11 protein-coding genes and 2 pseudogenes are annotated in these 16,540 nt (G+C 65.7%); 11 read left to right on the top strand and 2 right to left on the bottom strand.

Features of this window, described 5'->3' with window-relative positions; all coding sequences use genetic code 11:
* Positions 1-187 precede the first annotated feature (187 nt).
* Entirely contained in the window at positions 188-622 is a 435-nt protein-coding gene (locus U5L98_RS14315; protein ID WP_322558927.1) for a PAS domain-containing protein, read from the bottom strand.
* 269 nt (positions 623-891) lie between these two features.
* On the opposite strand from U5L98_RS14315, the gene U5L98_RS14310 reads away from it, so the two are divergent.
* Positions 892-1,161 (top strand): SelT/SelW/SelH family protein, encoded by a 270-nt coding sequence (locus U5L98_RS14310; RefSeq protein ID WP_282817096.1) that lies wholly within the window; start codon positions 892-894, stop codon positions 1,159-1,161.
* A 58-nt stretch (positions 1,162-1,219) separates the two neighbouring features.
* A pseudogene (locus U5L98_RS14305) lies at positions 1,220-2,111 on the top strand (DMT family transporter).
* Here the strand turns inward: U5L98_RS14305 and U5L98_RS14300 are convergent.
* Positions 2,102-2,743, bottom strand: a complete 642-nt coding sequence (locus U5L98_RS14300) for an arylesterase (RefSeq protein ID WP_416208262.1) — start codon at positions 2,741-2,743, stop codon at positions 2,102-2,104. The pseudogene U5L98_RS14305 and the gene U5L98_RS14300 sit on opposite strands and share 10 nt — an antisense overlap.
* Positions 2,744-2,840: 97 nt before the next feature.
* Between U5L98_RS14300 and U5L98_RS14295 the strand changes: the two genes are divergently transcribed.
* From U5L98_RS14295 to U5L98_RS14255, 9 genes and pseudogenes are all read left to right on the top strand, one after another.
* Positions 2,841-3,557 (top strand): ABC transporter ATP-binding protein, encoded by a 717-nt coding sequence (locus tag U5L98_RS14295; RefSeq protein ID WP_322558926.1) that lies wholly within the window; start codon positions 2,841-2,843, stop codon positions 3,555-3,557.
* Positions 3,554-6,154, top strand: coding sequence for an ABC transporter permease (locus tag U5L98_RS14290; RefSeq protein WP_322558925.1), 2,601 nt, complete (start codon positions 3,554-3,556; stop codon positions 6,152-6,154). Before U5L98_RS14295 ends, U5L98_RS14290 begins: the two co-directional genes overlap by 4 nt.
* A 10-nt stretch (positions 6,155-6,164) precedes the next feature.
* Positions 6,165-7,592 carry a polyphosphate kinase gene (locus U5L98_RS14285; RefSeq protein WP_322558924.1) on the top strand — a complete coding sequence of 476 codons (1,428 nt, stop codon included), beginning with the start codon at positions 6,165-6,167 and terminating at the stop codon, positions 7,590-7,592.
* 50 nt (positions 7,593-7,642) lie between these two features.
* Positions 7,643-9,058, top strand: a complete 1,416-nt coding sequence (locus tag U5L98_RS14280) for a hypothetical protein (protein ID WP_322558923.1) — start codon at positions 7,643-7,645, stop codon at positions 9,056-9,058.
* A 231-nt stretch (positions 9,059-9,289) separates the two neighbouring features.
* Positions 9,290-10,556 (top strand): annotated as a pseudogene (glyA, locus tag U5L98_RS14275) (serine hydroxymethyltransferase).
* A gap of 213 nt (positions 10,557-10,769) precedes the next feature.
* On the top strand, positions 10,770-11,660 hold the full coding sequence (locus U5L98_RS14270; RefSeq protein ID WP_322558922.1) for an HAD-IIB family hydrolase: 891 nt from the start codon (positions 10,770-10,772) through the stop codon (positions 11,658-11,660).
* 242 nt (positions 11,661-11,902) lie between these two features.
* Positions 11,903-13,684: a type I secretion system permease/ATPase gene (locus tag U5L98_RS14265; RefSeq protein ID WP_322558921.1), complete on the top strand. Its 1,782-nt coding sequence runs from the start codon at positions 11,903-11,905 to the stop codon at positions 13,682-13,684.
* The gene (locus tag U5L98_RS14260; protein WP_322558920.1) at positions 13,684-15,066 is read left to right on the top strand and encodes an HlyD family type I secretion periplasmic adaptor subunit; all 1,383 of its coding nucleotides are present in this window, start codon (positions 13,684-13,686) and stop codon (positions 15,064-15,066) included. Before U5L98_RS14265 ends, U5L98_RS14260 begins: the two co-directional genes overlap by 1 nt.
* Positions 15,066-16,526, top strand: coding sequence for a TolC family protein (locus U5L98_RS14255; protein WP_322558919.1), 1,461 nt, complete (start codon positions 15,066-15,068; stop codon positions 16,524-16,526). The genes U5L98_RS14260 and U5L98_RS14255 overlap by 1 nt, the downstream gene beginning before the upstream one ends.
* The last annotated feature ends 14 nt before the right edge of the window (positions 16,527-16,540 follow it).

Genomic DNA, 16,540 nt, shown 5'->3' with positions numbered 1-16,540 from the left:
TGCGATGTCCTCCCATGGCCCGGAGCCGAACGCTGTGTCGTTCGGCGGATCATTCGATCGCTTCCCGTCCCGGGTATGGAACCTGAAGCGCCTGTAGGCAACGGCGGTTACCTGCAGGCTATATACCCACAAGGAGCGTCGAGGACAAGCCCCCGGATGATTTTTTTCTCCGCCGTGTTGCGACGCCTCAGCTCAGTCCGTGCTCGGCCTTGAGTCGATCGAGTTCCTGCTGAGCCTCGACGCGTTCGGTGACATCCTTCTGTACCCCGATGTAGTAGGTGAGGTGGTCGTCCTCGTCATACATGGGGGTGATGGAGAGCTCGTTATAGAACAGGGTGCCGTCCTTGCGATAGTTGCGCAGTACCTCGCGGCACGGACGTCCCGCCTTCAGGGCCTTGCGGATGGTATCGAGCCCTGGTTGGTCGCGGTCCTCGTTCTGCAGGAAGCGGCAGTCCTGATAGAGAATCTCATCGGCGCTGTAGCCCGTGAGGCGCTCGAAGCCCTGGTTGACGTAGATCAGGATGTTCTCGTCGCCCTCCTGCTCGGCGACCACGATGCCATCCTCGGAGGCATCGATGATGCGTTCCAGCAGTTCCGGGCTGATCAGGGGGGATCGTTTCATGCAGGGGGTTCCTGTCGCGGTGCCTCGTCCGCATCGCATGGCGGCAAGAGGCGGGATATTGCCCTCATCATGGCCAGCCGGCGTCGGGATTTCAACGCGCCGGCGTGTCGCAGTGTCATTCTACCCTGCTTGCCGATGGTTCTTGCCCATCACGTCCTCGTCGCCGGTGAGCCACTCGAAGAGGCGGGTCTGGCTGATCTCGGGGACGGTCATCGGCACTCCCTGGCTGTTATCATCGGAGCTATTATTGTTGCGGCACTCGAGGCTCCATGTCACGTATCCGAATTCACTACTGTACCCAGTGCCAGTGGTTGCTGCGTAGCGCCTGGTACGCCCAGGAGTTGCTCTCCACCTTCGGCGAAGACCTGGAAGAGGTGGCCCTGGTGCCGTCTCATGGCGGCCATTTCGAGATTCTCTGCGACGAGGCGTCGCTCTGGGAGCGCAAGCGCGATGGCGGCTTTCCGGACATCAAGGCCCTCAAGCAGGCGGTGCGCGACCGTCTGGCTCCCGGTCGTGACCTGGGACACCTCGATCGATAATCTGACGGCTGCGGGCGGCGAGCTGCGGGCGGCGCACTCACAAGGGCAAGGAGGCTGAATGACCCAGGATCGCCAGGCGATGCTCTTCGGCCTGGGGGCGGTGGCGCTGTGGTCTACCGTGGCCACGGCCTTCAAGGTGGCGCTGGGCTATATGTCGCCGCTGGCGCTGATGTGGATTGCCTCGCTGGTCTCCTGGGCGCTGATCGGCGTGCTGGTAGCGCGCCAGGGGCTGCTGGGCCGGGTCGCTCAGGCATGGCTGGCGCACCGCTGCCTGGGCGGGGCTGATGAATCCGGTGGCCTACTACCTGGTGCTGTTCGGCGCCTACGACCGCCTCCCCGGCCAGGAGGCCATGGCGCTCAATTACACCTGGGCGCTGGCCATGGCCTTTTTAGCGGTGCCGCTGCTGGGTCAGCGGCTCACGCGCCTCGACGTGCTGGCGGGGCTGATCGCCTATGCCGGCGTCTGGGTGATCGCGACCCGCGGGGCGGTGTTCGACGTGGCCTTCGCCGACCCGCTGGGTGTCGGCCTGGCACTCGCCTCGACGCTGCTCTGGGCGCTCTACTGGCTACTCAATGCTCGCGATCATCGCCCGCCGCTGGTGGCCCAGTGGCAGAACTTCAGCGTCGGCGTGCCGGTGCTCACCGTACTGCTGTTCGCCGGGCCAGGGTTTTCCTGGCACGGCTGGGCGGCGCTGGGAGCCGGTGTCTACGTTGGGCTGTTCGAGATGGGTATCGCCTTCGTGCTCTGGCAACTGGCGGTTCATCGGGTCTCGCGCACGGCGAAGGTCTCCAACCTGATCTTTCTCTCGCCGCCGGTGTCACTGCTGCTGCTTTTTCTGGTAGTTGGCGAGCCGATCCTGCCCTCGACCCTGGTGGGTCTGGTGCTGATCCTCGGCGGCCTCGGGCTGCAGCAGTGGCAGAAGGCGCCCGCTACGGTGGCTCAGTCCTGATCGATCTCCGCCGTCATGGCGCCGTTCCTCTCCAGCAGCGGTGCAAGTGTCGGCCACACATTCTCGAGGATCATGGGCTGGGCTTCGGCGGTGGGATGGATGCCGTCGGACTGCATCAGGTCCTCCTCCAGGGCCACACCCTCGAGCAGGAAGGGGACCAGCGGCAGCGCGAACTCCTCGGCCAGCCGGGTATACACCGCGGTGAAGGCGTCGCGGTAGGCGCGGCCGTAGTTGGGCGGGATGTCGATGCCGAGCAGCAGCACTTCGGCCTCCGCCGCCTGGCTGGCCTCGATCATCTCGGCCATGTTGGCCTCGAACTGACGCGGCGGCAGGCCGCGCAGGCCGTCGTTGCCGCCCAGCTCCAGTACAACGATATCGGGTTCATGCTGTCCGAGAAGGTCGGGCAGGCGGGCGGCGGCGCCGCTTGAGGTCTCGCCGCTGATGCTGGCGTTGACCACCCTGGCCTTTCCGTCCAGGCGCGCCTGCAGCAGACTGACCCAGCCGGTCTGCTGTTCGATGCCGTAGGCCGCGCTCAGGCTGTCGCCCATGATCAGCAGCACCGGTCTGTCGTCCGCCTGCACGTCAGCGGTCAGGAAAAGCGTCACGCCGATGGCCGACAGCCACCGCGCCATTGGCCCGAAGACCGATAGCACGCGTAACGTGTTCCAGCGTTCAGTGAGCCGACGGGGTGTACGTCGGCATAACGCACCTACAGGGAAGCCCTTCGCCATGTCCATCTCCTCTCGAACGGATGCCTCACCGATTCTACACGCCGATCACCTCGCCAAGGAGGTGGAAAGCGGCGAGCGGCGACTGACCATTCTGAGTGATCTGTCGCTGTCGGTGTTCCCTGGCGAGAGTGTGGCGATACTGGGCCAGAGTGGCGCCGGCAAATCGACCCTGCTCGGCCTGCTGGCGGGGCTGGACACGCCCAGTGGCGGCGAGCTCTCGCTGTTCGGCCAGTCGCTGCGCACCCTGGACGAGGACGGTCGAGCCTCGTTGCGGGCCGGGCGCGTCGGTTTCGTGTTCCAGAACTTTCAGCTGCTGCCCACCCTGACCGCCCTGGAGAACGTGCTGCTGCCGCTGGAGCTCTCCCCGAGCCCCGGCGCCGAGGCCAGGGCACGCGACTGGCTGACTCGCGTCGGCCTCGGCGAACGCCTGAATCATCTGCCCAAACAGCTCTCCGGTGGCGAGCAGCAGCGCGTGGCCCTGGCGCGGGCCTTCGTCACCGGCGCCGAGCTGGTCTTCGCCGATGAGCCCACCGGCAATCTGGACCCGGTCACCGGCGAGCGTATCATCGAGGCGCTGTTCTCGCTCAACCGCGAAGCCGGCACCACGCTGGTGCTGGTCACTCACGATCATGCCCTGGCGCGACGCTGTGATCGCTGCCTGCGACTGGAAGACGGTCGGCTGGTCGAGATGGCACGCGACGAGGTGATGGCATGAGCCGATCCGCCTGGCCGGCCCTGCTGCGCCTGTCCGCCCGAAGCCTGATCCGTGACCTGCGCTCCGCCGACGTGCGCGCCCTGGCGCTGGCGCTGGCGCTCGCCGTGGCCGCTTCCACCATGATCGGCTTCTTTCTCGATCGTCTCGATCGGGGGCTGACCCGCCAGGCCGGCCAGCTCTCGGGCGGCGACGTGGTGCTCGAACAGGGCCGGCCCTTCGACGAGGAGGTCCGCCAGGCCCTCGAGGACGCCGGTCTGACGCTCTCCGACCAGGTCGACATGGTCTCCATGGTCAGCCGGGGTGACCGCTTCCAGCCGGTCAGCCTCAAGGTGGTCGACGAGGTCTATCCGCACTACGGCACGGCCCGCGTGGACCGCGGCAGTGGCATCGAGTCGCTGGCCCATGGCCCGCCGCCGGGCGAGGCCTGGGTGGCGCCGCGTCTCGCCCTGCTGATGGAGCTCGAGGTAGGGGATCTGATTCGCCTGGGCGAGACCGAGCTGGAGGTCAGCGGCGTGATCGAGCGCGAGCCCGACCAGTCGGCCGGCTTCGGGAGCTTCAATCCGCGGCTGATGATGCATCACGACGACCTGGACGCCACCGGGCTCGTCCAGGAGGGCTCGCGGGTGGAGTTCGAGCTGCTCGCCGCCGGCAGTGCCGAGGCGGTGGGCCGCGTCGAGCCATTGCTGGAGCGGCTGCGTCGCGAGGGGGTGGAAGTGCGCGACGTGCGAAGCGATCGCCCCCAGCTGGGCAATGCCCTGGCGCGGGCCGAGCAGTATCTCGGCCTGGCGGGGCTCGCCGCCGTGCTGCTGGCTGGGGTCGCCGTGGCCATGTCGACCCGGCGTTACGTCGACCGCCACCTGGATACCGCGGCACTGCTGCGCTGCTTCGGCGCCACCCAGCGCGAGCTGCTGCGGCTGTTCGTGCTGCAGCTGCTGTGGCTGGCGCTTGCCGCCTCGGCGCTGGGGGCGCTGCTGGGGCTGGCCGGGCAGGCGCTGCTGGTGTGGCTGCTGTCGGCCTTCCTGCCCTTCAACCTGCCGGCGCCCGGCATGCTGCCGCTGTGGCTCGGCGTGTTCACCGCCCTGGCGGTATTGGCCGGTTTCGCCGGGCCGACCCTGCTGCGCCTCAAGCGGGTCAGTGCCCTCAAGGTGCTGCGCCGCGAGCTGGACCCGCTGCCGCCCTCGGCCTGGCTGGTGGTGAGCGTGGCGGCACTGGTCTTTGGCGGGCTAATGTGGCTCTATTCCGGAGATCCATGGCTCGCCGCGGGGCTGCTGCTGGGCGGACTGGTGATGCTGGTGGTGCTGTGGGGGCTCGGCGGCGTGTTGCTGGACCTGGTGCTGCGGGGCACCGCCCGGCTGCCGCGCAGCCACGGCCCGCCGGATGGCATGATCACCTCCGTGCGGCTGGGCGGTCAGCAGCTGGCAAGGCGCCGTCATGCCAGTCTCGGCCAGCTACTGGCCTTCTCGGTCACCTTCTTCGCCGTGGCCATGATCGCCCTGGTGCGTGGCGACCTGCTGACGACCTGGCAGGCCCAGCTGCCGGCGGACACCCCCAATCACTTCGCGATCAATATCCAGCCACAGGAGCGAGACGCCTTCGCCTCGGCACTGGCCGGAGCCGCGGACGCCCGCAGCGCTCTCTACCCGATGGTGCGAGGGCGCCTCACCGCCATCAACGGCGAAACGCCACAAGAGGTCGTGCCCGCGGAGTCGCGAGGCGACAACGCTCTGCGTCGCGAGCTGAATCTGACCTGGCGCGAGACCCTGCCCGAGGGAAATCGAGTGGTGGCGGGGGAGTGGTTTGCCGACGAGCAATCCGTATCGACGCAAGGCTGGATGGCCGAGGTGGATGCCAAGCCAGGCTCCGCTGGCGGCGGCGCAGCGGTGCCGATCTCCGTGGAGGACGGCCTGGCCGGGCGTCTCGGCCTCGGCCTGGGGGATCGCCTGACCTTCACCATCGGCAGCGATCAGGTCACCGGTGAGGTGACCAGCCTGCGCAGCCTCGACTGGGAGAGCTTCCGGCCCAATTTCTTTGTGATCTTTCCGCCCGAGACCCTGGAGCGTTTCGGTCACAGCTACATCACCGCCTTCCATCTCGACGATGACGACCGCGACCTGCTTCGCCAGCTGGTGCAGGAATTTCCGGGTGTTACTCTGCTCGACGTGGAGGCCATCCTCGGCCAGGTGCGCGAGGTGCTGACTCAGGTCACCCGGGCGGTGGAGCTGGTGCTGGGATTCGTGCTGCTGGCCGGTATCAGCGTGCTCTACGCGGCGCTGACCGCCAGCCTGCCGGTGCGGGCCCACGAAAGTGGGCTGCTGCGGGTCTTCGGCGCCGGCAACCGGCTGTTGTCGCGGATGCAGGCGGCGGAGTTCGCCGTGCTGGGTCTGGCCAGCGGATTGATGGGCGCACTACTGGCAGAGCTTGCGACCGCCGGGATCTACCTGGCCTGGTTCGACCTGGCCCCCAGGATCCACTGGCTGCTGTGGCTGACCCTGCCGCCGGCCGGCGCGCTGCTCATCGGCCTCATCGGCCACCTGCTTTCCCGCGGCCTGCGCCGACAGGCCCCGGCGGCAAGCCTTGGCCTGCTTGGTGAGGCCTGAGAGTATATGCATGAAGACGAACATTCTGCGTGCCCGCCTGCTGGAGGCCCAGCTCGATCTCGCCCATCGCCGCGAGCAGTCGGTGATCCTGCTGTTGACCGGCCACGCCGTCACCCACAAGGGACGGCTGGTCAATGAGCTCAATCACTGGCTGGAGAACCGCCACACCGAGGTGCATGCCCTGAGTCCCAACAGTGAGGAGCGTGAGCGGCCCTACTGGTGGCGCTTCTGGCGGCGTATTCCCGATCGCGGCCGTATCGGTATCTTCATTCACGGCTGGTACGGCGATGCCCTCTTTGCCCGGGCCGAGCGGCGCCTTTCGCCGGGTGCCTTCCAGGACAGGCTGGCGGAGATTCGCGCCTTCGAGGCTGAGCTGGCCGCCGAGGGCGTGGCGCTGCTGAAGCTGTGGATGGACATCGATCGTTCCGCGCAACGCCGTCAGCTGCAGGCGCTGCAGAAAGACCCGGTGCGGGGCTGGCAGCTGAGCGACACCGATTGGCAGCGCCATCTGCAGCATGCCGCCATAGGAGCCCTGGGGCGCGAGATGCGCGACGCCACGGCGGCCGACCATGCGCCCTGGCGCCAGCTCGACTTCCGCGACCCGGCGGAGCAGCTGCAGCGGGTGGGAGCGCTGCTGCGCGAGACGCTGGTTGCGCCACCCGACGCGCCTTCCGTCATGCCCGACGTGGTGCCCGATGTGGCGTCGTCAGCCCCCTCGATACGCCTTGCCGACCCCCGTGCCAAGGCCGCTCTGGAGAAGGAACGCTACGCCGAGCAGCTCGCCGAGGCTCAGGGACGCCTGGCCATCAATGCCCGGGAAGCGGCTCGTCGGCGAATTCCGGTTGTGCTGGCCTTTGAAGGAATAGACGCAGCGGGGAAAGGGGGCAGCATCCATCGGATCACCGCGGCACTGGATGCCCGTCAGTACCGGGTCCATCGCATTGCCGCGCCCAGCGATGAGGAGCTGGCGCTGCCCTGGGCCTGGCGCTTCTGGCGTCGCCTGCCGGCCGACGGGCGCATCGCGCTCTTCGATCGCAGCTGGTATGGCAGAGTGCTGGTGGAGCGGGTCGAGGAGCTGGCTCCCGAGGCGGCGTGGCGACGCGCCTACGGCGAGATCCGCGAGTTCGAACGCCAGCTGTTGGCCCACGGCACCGTGCTGTGCAAGCTGTTCCTGTCCATCAGTCACGAAGAGCAGCTGCGCCGCTTCAAGGCCCGGGCGGCCAAGCCCCACAAGCGCCACAAGCTTACCGACGAGGACTGGCGGAACCGCGAGCGCTGGGACGACTATCGCGAGGCCATCGACGAGATGTTTGCCCGCACCGAGGCGCCGGGCGCCGAGTGGGCATTGATCGCCTGCGACGATAAGCGCCAGGCCCGGCTTAGGGTGCTGGAGAGCGTCAATCAACGGCTCGAGGCGCGCCTCGCTTCGCCCACTTGAGCTACGCTATTTGGGCGTTTTCCACCATCGATTGCACAGGAGGTGATTCCATGCCGCATTTTTCCCTCAGCGTCTCCATCCGCCGTGTCGCCTTCTTGGCGCTGGTGACGTTGCTGCCTGTCCTCTCCGCCCAGGGCTCGACCGAGCGCCTCGAGGCCGATCTGCGAGGCGTGTTTGGCGAACACGGTGAGGTCGAGATCGGCGAGGTGTCGAGTGGCTTGCTGAGCTCGCGGGTCAGCGCCGAAGAGGTAGTGTTTCGCGGCGAAGACGGCGAGCGGTTGCTGATCGACCGTTACGTTGTCAGTGGCGACTATGACAGTCCCGACGAGGTGACGCTGGAAGGGGTGCGTCTCGAGGATGAAGTATCCGAAATGGCCCTGGTGGAGATCGAGCGCATCGTCCTGGGCAAGCCATCGCGGGCCGTCTTTCCGCTCGACGAAAGCCTGGCCCCGCAGGACGTTCGCATCGCTACCCTGGCGATCGACGATATCACCCTGGATCTTGCGTCGGAGCTGGCCCGCGATGTGTTTGACGATGCCGAATTGGACGATGCCCAGGGGCGTATGACGATTGCCCGGGTGCGCGGCGAAGGGCTCAGCCACACTGCCATCGAGCGCTTCGAGATCACCGATGTGTCGGGCATGGGCGAGAACCTGGGCGAGTTCGGCGCTGGTTCCTTCAGCCTTGCCTCGCTGGTGTTCGAAGGCCTGCACGGTCTCGATAACGAAGATGAACAACGCCTGGATGCGCTGGTGCTGAGCGACCTTGTCGTCGACGCCGAGCAGCTCGTCGGCAGTCTGGCGCGCTTGAGTGTCGATGGCGACTTCAGCGACGGCCAGGGCGGGTTGGAGATCGATGATTTTCAGGCCGACCTGGCGCGCATGATCGAACTGGCACCGGAGGAAGAGCGGGCCCAGATGCGCATGGCCAGCAACGTGCTTACCGACGGTAGCGGCGAATTGCGTGTCGATCTCGCCCTGCTGGGTAACTGGGAAGAGGGCGAGACGCAAAGCCTTATCACCAGTGATAGTCACATCACTATCCACGACGCCCTGAGGCTGCTGATCGATGTAGAACTGCCGGTGGTGCTGCCCGAGGGTGTCACCCCTGCGGCCGTGTTCGCCGAAGACGGGGTGCTGGAATCGGCAACGCTGCTGGGCGGCAGCCTGCGCCTGATTCTCGCCGAGCAGGGGCTGTTTGGCCGCATGGCGACCCTGGGTGCGGCCATGGAGGGCATAACCGAGAGCCAGTACCTCGAACAGGCGCGCACCCAGGCCGAAGGCTTCGGCATGATGCTCGGCCCCGAAGTGCAGCAGTTCCTGCTGGGGCTGGTGTCCCTGGCCGAAGGCGCCGCCGATGAACTCGAGGTTGCCTTGACGCTGCCGGCGGAGAGCAACCTGGAAACCTACACCGGCGATCCCATGGCATTGCCCGAACGTCTCGAGATGCACGTGGAAACGCGCTGAGCCTCGCTTCAGGTCCCACGCCCGGTGCGCTATCGCTTACCGGGCCTTGTAGTTGGCACGGTTCGCCGGGTATCGGTAGGCCCGATAAGCCGCAGGCGCATCGGGCGGGGTTCGCATCGTAGGAAGATGAAAGGCGTTCTACTCGGGATGACCGCCTTTCATGTGAAAGCCGCCGGGGGCTGGGGTATCATGTGCTCCCCAGATTCTCCCGTTTTGCGAGGTTTCCCGCCGATGTTCAGCCGCGACATGCAGATTGCCGGTTTCGATGACGCCCTATTCGATGCGATGCAGAAAGAGGTCGCCCGCCAGGAAGCGCACATCGAGCTGATCGCCTCCGAGAACTACGCCAGCCCCCGGGTGCTCGAGGCTCAGGGCAGCCAGCTGACCAACAAGTACGCGGAAGGCTATCCCGGCAAGCGCTACTACGGCGGCTGCGAGTATGTGGACATCGTCGAGCAGCTCGCGATCGATTACGCCAAGGAGCTGTTCGGCGCGACCTACGCCAACGTTCAGCCCCACTCCGGTTCCCAGGCCAACGGCGCGGTATTCCAGGCGCTGGTCAAGCCCGGCGATACCATCCTGGGCATGAGTCTCGATGCCGGTGGTCACCTGACCCACGGTGCCAAGCCCAACTTCTCCGGTAAGCACTACCACGCCGTGCAGTATGGCATCGATGAGGCCGGCCGCATCGATTACGACCAAGTGGCCAGTCTCGCCCGCGAGCACAAGCCGAAGATGATCATCGCCGGCTTCTCGGCCTACTCCCAGGTCATCGACTGGGCCAGGTTCCGCGAGATTGCTGACGAGGTCGGCGCCTACCTGCTGGTCGACATGGCCCACGTGGCCGGCCTGGTGGCCGCCGGGGTCTACCCGACCCCGCTGCCTCACGCCCATGTGGTCACCACCACCACCCACAAGACCCTGCGCGGCCCGCGCGGCGGCCTGATCCTCTCTGCCGAGGGTGATGAGGCCATTGAGAAGAAGCTGCAGTCGGCAGTCTTTCCGGGCGGGCAGGGTGGTCCCCTGGAGCACGTCATCGCCGCCAAGGCGATCTGCTTCAAGGAGGCCATGGAGCCGGACTTCAAGACCTATCAGCAGCAGGTGGTCAAGAATGCCCAGGCCATGGCCGGCGTGTTCATCGAGCGCGGCTTCGAGGTAGTGTCCGGCGGCACCGAGGACCACCTCTTCCTGCTTTCATTGATCAAGCAGGGTCTGACCGGCAAGGAAGCAGACGCCGCCCTGGGCCGCGCCCACATCACCGTCAACAAGAACGCCGTGCCCGGCGATCCCGCAGAGCCCCTTCGTGACCTCGGGCCTGCGCATCGGTACCCCGGCGGTGACTACCCGCGGTTTCGGCGAGGCGGAGTGTCAGGAACTCGCCGGCTGGATCTGCGACATCCTCGACGTCATGGCCAGTGGGGATGACACCGCCGCCATCGAGGCCGAGGTCAAGGCGAAGGTCGAGGCCGTCTGTGCCCGCCTGCCGGTCTATCGCTGAGTCGCGCACCTTCCTCCTCCCCCGGTCACGGCCTGGGGCGTCACGCCCCGCCGGGATGCACCATGGCGGGACGTTTTCGTGTCCGTAACGGGGCAGATGCGCCGGCGATGTCGGTGCACTGTGCCGTGACGTCTTGTGGGGCAAGGCTCCGGAAAGTATTGGCGCGCCCTTTGCATGGGCGTGGGGAGTTCACGACCCGGATTCGACGCCGCCATGTCCCCGCTATCCGTCTCATCCCCCGACACCGCCCGGCGCCAGCGCCTGCTGTTCACCGACCTCGATGGCTCGCTGCTCGACCCGAACAGCTACGATTGGACCCCGGCCCGTCAGTGGCTCCTCCGGCTGAGCGCGCTCGGGGTGCCGGTGATCCCGGTCTCCTGCAAGACCCGCAGCGAGCTCGTGCCGCTGCGTCGCGAGCTGGGCCTCGAGGACGCCCCCTTCATCGCCGAGAATGGCGCCGTGGCCGGACTCCCGTCGGCCTGGTGCCATGCTCGACTGGATCGCGATCCCTATGCCGATGGAACGGTGATCAAGACGCTTGGGATCGATATCCATCTCATCCGCCAGCGGCTCGCGGTGTGGCGAGCGCGTCTCGACGCACGCTTCACCAGCATGAGCGAAATGCCCCTCGACGACCTGATGGCCGTGACCGGCCTGTCGGCATCGCAGGCGCAGCTGGCGCAGCTGGCGCAGCGGCGCGAGGGCAGCGAGCCGCTGCTCTGGGAGGATTCGCCCGAGCGCCTGGCCGCGTTCCGCGAGGGCCTGGCGGGCGATGGCCTGCGCCTGGTGCGCGGCGGGCGCTTCTGGCACGTCACCGGGGATTGCCACAAGGGCAGCGCCGTCCGCTGGCTGATCAAGCGCTTCGAGGCACTGCGCGGTCAGCGCCCTCTGACGCTGGCGCTGGGCGATGGCCCTAACGACATTCCCATGCTCGAGGCGGTGGACCAGGCGGTGGTGATCCGCGGCGGTCACGACTTGAACGTATCGCCACGGCAGCCGGCCCTCTACCGCAGCGAGGCCATCGGCCCCGACGGCTGGCGCGAGGGAGTGGAGCACTGGTGGGGTCAAGCAGATTGCCAACCAGGACCGGCGGCGATCGCCTAGCTGGCCTATCGCATGTTGCCTGCAACGTCGCGGTACCCTGCCAAGGCGAACCAACAGACTCCGTGAACTCATCGGCCATCACGCTGCGCTTCAGTGAAACCGAACGTCCCGACCTAATCAGTGGCAGTTATCGCAGATCACTCACCTTACGCCCCTACCCGCAGTAGGGGCGTTTCTGTTACTCTACCTAGTCTGTTTTACCCCGGTTTTGCACCCCTACCTTCTCAACGGTGATTCACCCCATGGCAAAGCAACAGGATGCCACGGATCTGCAGCGGGCCCTTCAGGCATGCCGCAGCTCCTTTGTATCGGTCGGCTTCTTCAGCATGTTCGTCAACCTGCTGATGCTCGTTCCGCCCATGTACATGCTGCAGGTTTACGATCGGGTGCTCTCTACCCAGAGCACCGAGACCCTGCTGATGCTCACCTTGGTGGTGGTCTTCCTGTTCGTGATCATGGGCGGGTTGGAACTGGTGCGTTCGCGGATATTGGTGCGGGTGGGTAATCGCCTGGATACCAACATCAACTCGCGTCTTTACAGCGCCATGTTCCGACGCAGCGTTTCCGCGCAGGGCCAACAGAGTGCCCAGCCGCTCAACGATCTGACTACGCTGCGTCAGTTCCTGACCGGCCAGGGCTTATTCGCTTTCTTCGACGCGCCCTGGGTGCCGGTCTACTTGGGCGTGCTGTTTCTGTTCCACCCATGGCTCGGCTTCTTCGCCACCGGGGCCGGCATCGTGTTGCTTATACTTGCCATCGCTAATGAGAAGGCCACCAAGAATTTGCTCGCCGAGGCGAATAGCGAGCATATCAAGGCGCAGGACCTAGCCAATTCCAACTTGCGCAATGCCGAGGTGCTGCACGCCATGGGCATGCTGCCCGGCATCATGGGGCGCTGGTCCGAGAAGCACCACGAGTTCCTGGCCAAGCAGTCACGGGCCAGTGACCGCGCCGGCGCCCTGACCAATGCCTCCAAGGTGCTGCGCCTGCTGTTCCAGTCGATGATCCTCGGGCTGGGCGCCTATCTGGTGCTGCAGGCCGAAATGACGGCCGGCATGATGATCGCCGGTTCGATCATCATGGGCCGTGCCCTGGCGCCCATCGATCAGATGATCGGTAGCTGGAAGGGCTTTGTCGGCGCCCGCGGAGCCTATGGTCGCCTCAACGAGCTGCTGACGCAGATTCCCGAGGAAAATCGTCGTATGTCACTACCCGCACCGCGCGGTGAAGTGGCTATTGAAACCATGGCGGCAGCTCCTCCGGGAGTTCGGATGGCCACCATTCGTGGTATCAACTTCGAGGTGTCGGCGGGAGAGCACGTGGGCATCATCGGCCCGAGTGCGGCCGGCAAGTCGACGCTGGCGAGGGTGCTACTGGGCATCTGGCCGGCTCAGGTCGGCAGTGTGCGCCTCGATGGTGCCGAGATCACGCACTACAACCGAGACGAACTAGGACCCTATGTGGGCTATCTACCCCAGGACATCGAACTGTTCGATGGCACCATCAGCGAAAACATCGCCCGCTTCGGCGACGTGGACGCCGATAAAGTCGTCAAAGCTGCAAAGAAAGCCGGCGTTCATGAGATGGTGCTCGAGCTGCCCAACGGCTACGACACCTACATCTCCTCGACCAGCGGCGCCCTCTCAGGTGGCCAGCGTCAGCGCATCGGGCTGGCCCGCGCTCTTTACGGCGATCCAGTACTGGTGGTGCTCGACGAGCCCAACTCCAACCTGGATGAGGCCGGCGAGCGCCATCTGAGCCAGTCTATCCAGCAGCTCAAGGAGGAGGGCGTGACGCTGTTCGTGATCAGCCACCGCACCAGCGTGCTCAAGAACATGGACAAGCTGCTGGTGCTCAAGGAAGGCCAGGTCAGCATGTTCGGCCCTCGTGACGAGGTGCTGGCTCAGTTTGCCAAGAAAAGCCAATCACGCCAGCAAGTCGGCCAGGCAACCAATACCCGCCTTGCTGCCATTCGCGGCGGTAGACCCGAAGCGGGCGGAACGCAGCCCGAGGAGCAGAGCTGATGGCAGGCACATCCGACAAGCGCGATGTTCAGAAGCGTGACGAAATTGACGTGACGCCGGGCCCCACCACTCTGGAGGGCGAGTACGCAGAGAAGTTGCCGACTAGCGACAAGGGCTACAAACGGCTGGGTCTGATCATTCTGCTGGTGGCGTTCGGTGGCTTCGGCACCTGGGCGCTGACCGCCTCCCTGGCCGTGGCCGTGGTGGCGCCCGGCAGTGTCTCGATGGAGACCTTCAAGCGCACCGTCCAGCACCTCGAGGGCGGTATCGTGAAAGAACTGCTCGTTGAGGACGGCGACAAGGTGCAGGCGGGGGATCCGCTGGTGATCCTCAGCGACACTCAGGCCCGCGCCCAGTTGGATATTGCCAAATCACAATATCTGATCAATCGCGCTATGGAAGTCCGCCTGCTCGCCGAGCAGCAAGGGGCCGAAAGCCTGGAATTTCCCGAGGACCTGCTCGACAGTGACCGTCCGCGCGTTCAGCAGGTGTTGGCCGTGCAACAGAGCCTCTTCGTGGCGCGTCGCGAATCTCTGCAGGGGGCGTTGGAGTCGCTCGACGAGCAGATCCAACAGATGCGTGACCAGATCGACGGTCTCGAATCCCAGATCGCCATCAACCAGCGTCGCGTCCGCTCACTGCGCGACGAAGCGGAGGATTTCCGGTCGCTCTTTCGTGAGGGGTTGGGGGACAATCAGCGCCTGCGCGAGCTGGAGCGCCAGGTGCTGGAATATCAAGGGCGCATCGCCGAGCACCGATCACAGATCGCCCGGCTGAAATCGCAGATCAGCGAGAACCGGCTGCAGAAGGAAGTGCGCCGTCAGGAGTTCCAGTCCGAGGTCGGTGAGCAGTTGCGCAACGCCCAGTCGCAGATCGCAGAGGCGGAAGAGCGCATCACCTCTCTGAGCGACCAGGTCAACCGCACCACCATCGTGGCTCCAGTCTCCGGCACCGTGGTGGGTCGTCAGGTGCACAGCGAGGGCGCCGTGATCCGTGGTGGCGACCCGATCCTGGATATCGTGCCGGCCGGTGATGGCTTCGTTGTGGAGGCGCGGGTCCCCAACCGCGATATCGACAATATCTACATGGGACAGCCCGCCAACATACGCTTCTCGGCCTTCAACCAGCGCCTAACCAACGAGATCGCCGGCGAGGTGATTCACATCAGCGCCGACAGCTTCGAGGATGAAGCCACCGGCCAGATGTACTACAAGGCGCGCGTTCGCGTGACCGAGGAAGGCGAAAAGGACATGACCGAGCAGATGCAGCTTCTCTCCGGCATGCCCGCCGAGGTACTGATCAAGACCGGCGAACGGACTTTTGCCAGCTATATCGCCAAGCCCATCACCGATATGCTGGCTCGCGCCATGCGGGAGGAATAATGATACAGCGCGCGATCTTCGCCCCACTGGCCCTGACGCTGTCTGTGGCCATGGCCTCTTCGGCCTTGGCCCAGACGACGCAGGAGGTGCCTGCCGACGCCCAGTCGCTTCAGGCACTCGCCGATCTCAAGGAGCCGGCGTCGACTGACGGGGCTGTGCGGTTGCCCTCCTTGCCAGGGCTCTTTGAACGGGCACTTCGCAACGACGCCGAACTCGCCAGACAGCGCCTCGAACTGGAGGCCGTCGAACAGGAAAAGCCGCTCGCGCGCTCCCAGCTGCTGCCGCAGGTGACGGCCTCCGGCGGGTATCTATGGCAGGATTCCACCAATATCCAGACCGAGCCCGACGACTTCGGCCTCGACCAGGAAGCCACGCGCCCCGGAGAAATCGAGGAACAGTACTGGCAGGTGCAGCTGCAGCAGCCGCTGTTCAGCCTAGAACGCTGGCGTGGCCTGAATAGCGCCGATCAACGCATCAGCGCCGCCGAGCTGCAGCTTGCTGTGGTCGAGCGCGATCTCGCGCTGGCCGTGAGCGAGGCTTACACCAAGGCCTTCCTGGCATCGCGCAAGCTGGGCCTGTTGGAAGCGCAGCAGGAATCACTGGAACTTCAGGTGCGCCAGGCGCAGCGCGCCTACGACCTGGGCGTTGGCGACCGTATTAATCTGCTTGAAGCGCAGTCGCGGCTCGACCAGGCCGTTGCCGATGCGGTTCAGGCGGACAATGGACTGGACGATGCCCTGAGCGAACTTGAGCGCCTGACCGGCATCCGCCCTCATTTCGAGGGGCATGCTCTGGGCAATCTCGGCAACATTCGTGTCTCCTCGCCCGAGCAAGGACAAAAAGCCTGGATCGAACGCACCACGGCCAACCTCGATGTCCTGCGAGCCGAGGCCGAGCAGCGCATCAATCGAAGCGAAACCGGTATTCGGCGCAGCGGCTACTTCCCCGAGCTCAACCTCAACCTCAGCTATAGCGACCGCATCAGCGAGGACGAGCTTCGCGAAAGCGAAGACTATCGGGCCAGCGTCGAACTGAGCATGCCGCTGTTCCGCGGAGGCCGCACCGTGGCCGGCGTGCGCCAGGCCGAGCTTCGCACCGAGGCGAGTCAGAAGGCCGTGGATCACCAGCGTAACCTGGCCGTCCAGGAGGTCAGAAGCCGACTGCGCTCGCTGGATGGCAACGAGCGCCGCCTCGAGGCGTTGCGCCAGGCCATTGACTCCAGCGAACTTTTCCTGCAAGCGGCCGAGCGCGGCGAGCAGTTGGGCCTGCGAGACCTGGTCGACGTGCTGGATGCCCGCGCCAGCCTCTACGATCAACGGATCAAGTTCGTCGACACCCTTGGCCAGTTCACCATGGACCGGCTGACCCTGGAATCGGCGGTGGGCGATCTCGATACGACTGACCTGGAGCGAAGCATGGCGCTGCTGGCAAGCATCGCCCCGCCCGCCACATCGGACTGACAGCGGCTGCCTGC

This window comes from Halomonas sp. (genome assembly GCF_034520545.1).
GTDB lineage: Bacteria > Pseudomonadota > Gammaproteobacteria > Pseudomonadales > Halomonadaceae > Halomonas.
The sequence above is the reverse complement of the archived record's forward strand: the minus strand, read 5'-3'. Positions and strand labels throughout refer to the sequence as shown.

Coding starts and splice junctions, on each gene's coding strand:
- U5L98_RS14310 (WP_282817096.1), top strand. CDS start 892: ATGTCACGTATCCGAATTCACTACTGTACCCAGTGCCAGTGGTTGCTG.
- U5L98_RS14300 (WP_416208262.1), bottom strand. CDS start 2,743: ATGGCGCGGTGGCTGTCGGCCATCGGCGTGACGCTTTTCCTGACCGCT.
- U5L98_RS14280 (WP_322558923.1), top strand. CDS start 7,643: ATGCCGCATTTTTCCCTCAGCGTCTCCATCCGCCGTGTCGCCTTCTTG.
- U5L98_RS14265 (WP_322558921.1), top strand. CDS start 11,903: ATGGCAAAGCAACAGGATGCCACGGATCTGCAGCGGGCCCTTCAGGCA.
- U5L98_RS14270 (WP_322558922.1), top strand. CDS start 10,770: ATGTCCCCGCTATCCGTCTCATCCCCCGACACCGCCCGGCGCCAGCGC.
- U5L98_RS14285 (WP_322558924.1), top strand. CDS start 6,165: ATGAAGACGAACATTCTGCGTGCCCGCCTGCTGGAGGCCCAGCTCGAT.
- U5L98_RS14290 (WP_322558925.1), top strand. CDS start 3,554: ATGAGCCGATCCGCCTGGCCGGCCCTGCTGCGCCTGTCCGCCCGAAGC.
- U5L98_RS14260 (WP_322558920.1), top strand. CDS start 13,684: ATGGCAGGCACATCCGACAAGCGCGATGTTCAGAAGCGTGACGAAATT.
- U5L98_RS14295 (WP_322558926.1), top strand. CDS start 2,841: ATGTCCATCTCCTCTCGAACGGATGCCTCACCGATTCTACACGCCGAT.
- U5L98_RS14315 (WP_322558927.1), bottom strand. CDS start 622: ATGAAACGATCCCCCCTGATCAGCCCGGAACTGCTGGAACGCATCATC.
- U5L98_RS14255 (WP_322558919.1), top strand. CDS start 15,066: ATGATACAGCGCGCGATCTTCGCCCCACTGGCCCTGACGCTGTCTGTG.